General features: G+C 40.6%; 2 protein-coding genes. Both read right to left on the bottom strand.

Annotated elements, in window-relative coordinates; all coding sequences use genetic code 11:
• Positions 1-148: 148 nt before the first annotated feature.
• Positions 149-781 (bottom strand): hypothetical protein, encoded by a 633-nt coding sequence (locus KDK14_RS10665; protein WP_257265089.1) that lies wholly within the window; start codon positions 779-781, stop codon positions 149-151.
• A 381-nt stretch (positions 782-1162) separates the two neighbouring features.
• On the bottom strand, positions 1163-1657 hold the full coding sequence (locus tag KDK14_RS10660; RefSeq protein ID WP_257265088.1) for a hypothetical protein: 495 nt from the start codon (positions 1655-1657) through the stop codon (positions 1163-1165).
• Positions 1658-1748 lie beyond the last annotated feature (91 nt).

Below are 1748 nucleotides of genomic sequence, written 5' to 3'. Positions count from 1 at the left end.
CGACTGCATGGATGCAGGAGCTAGAGCAACGCAGGAGCAGTTGCCGGGAGTGCCGGCACAAGGAGTCAGAAATATATGATTTCATATGGTTAGCTACTTATGATGAATCGATTTGGTATTGATATTCCACTGATTCTGTAATCAAGATTCAGGCCCCGGTTTCGCCATCATCTTTGCCATGAAGAGCAGACATCAGGCAATCTAACAATTGATCTTCTGTTAATTCTTTTGAATTTGGATGATTAGCCTTAGCCTGCTCAAACCGATCAAACAAGTATCGTTCTTCAGGATGGCTTTTATTTGCAAGCTCTTTCGCCTTTTCAATGGCCATTTTTGCACAACCCTCACCGTGGTAATGATCGTAAGATTGAGTATTTAGATTATCTCCAGTGATATCAATTTTCAGCGGTCTGGTATCAAGATAATCAAACGACAATAGTAAGTTTTTGCTTTGGGCATTTTGTATGTGTTGTTCAGCAACTTTGATATCCATCTCCGGGAGTATTCTCATCGCCATCAGTATTGCCGGATTGTTTATATTGGCAAATGCAACCCCTTCTCCCTTTGCGTTATCCCATAAACATTTTAGTACCAATGGTTTGCTGATTTCTGAAATACTGACATGATGCTGGCCAAGAAAAGCAGAAGCACCTTGAGAGCCATTAGATGATTGCTGCACAGCAGGAAGAACCTGTGATTCCCGGGGGATGTTATTAACATGGGAAGAAGCTGGATTTACAGGATGCATAGTTATAATCCTTTTCAAGTCTGAATATTTCACCTGAATTCAGGAAAGATGACAAGTTCCACTCAATTACTTGAAATATTGGATTGACTAAAGAAACCGCTTCGGAAGAAGCAGGCCGGAACTTGCCATGCCCGCACAAGCATAGCTTAGTTTTACGCTTCAAGTGAAAAAAACCATTTGGACAGATTTCAGCGGTAAAGAGCTGTCGTTTACTTTTTACGCGAAACCATCCTGCAAACCGGCCTTATTGATTGAGGGAATAACTGATGGCATTAACGACAAGGGTCATCAATCTACAATAAAAAGGGCATTGAAAAGGCATTTGGGGTTTTCTGATGGGAAGAGGGGCTGTTAATAAGCCTATTTTTTACGAAAATTTGGGGCTCAGAGCCTCTTGTTTATGAAATATTCTGGCTAATCTATTTTAAAAAGCACCTTCAATGCTTCAGATAGATCTTTGAACGCTAGCTGCCTACCGGTTGAGTTGATCTGTAAACGGGTGGGGCTGTTTTTTGATGACTCAAACCGGTCAAATTCAATTTGAATTTTCTCACCTTTCTTGATGTTATGCAGTAAATTGATGGGGCCACTGCAAACCTCAAAGTTATTTTTTGATAATGCTGCGCTAATATCAGTTTCGTGGGGCAAGTCTAATTTATCACGAATTTTTTTGATGACACTATCGAATTTCCCGGATGCTGTTTTTTCAGGTTGTTCTGCTGCTTCGCCACCCAGATTTTCCTGGTGCTCTTTTGCGATGTTAACAATTTCCTTCTGAAGTTTTTCCTTGCCAGTGTTGACAACGTTACAAATTTTCTTTATCAATCTCTGGAAGTCGGCATGTTCAATAAGGTCCAATGGTATTTGGCCAAAAGTGTCTTTAATTGGAGCTACAAAAAAATCTCTCACTATTTTTGTCAGGTCAGAATTATCCAGACATAACTTTATCCTGAATCCGTAACTTCAGAAGACGTTGAAACCTTCGGAAGCCGGTCGTGCC

It is taken from the genome of Endozoicomonas sp. ONNA2 (assembly GCF_024606365.1).
Classification (GTDB): Bacteria; Pseudomonadota; Gammaproteobacteria; order Pseudomonadales; family Endozoicomonadaceae; genus Endozoicomonas.
The sequence above is the reverse complement of the archived record's forward strand: the minus strand, read 5'-3'. Positions and strand labels throughout refer to the sequence as shown.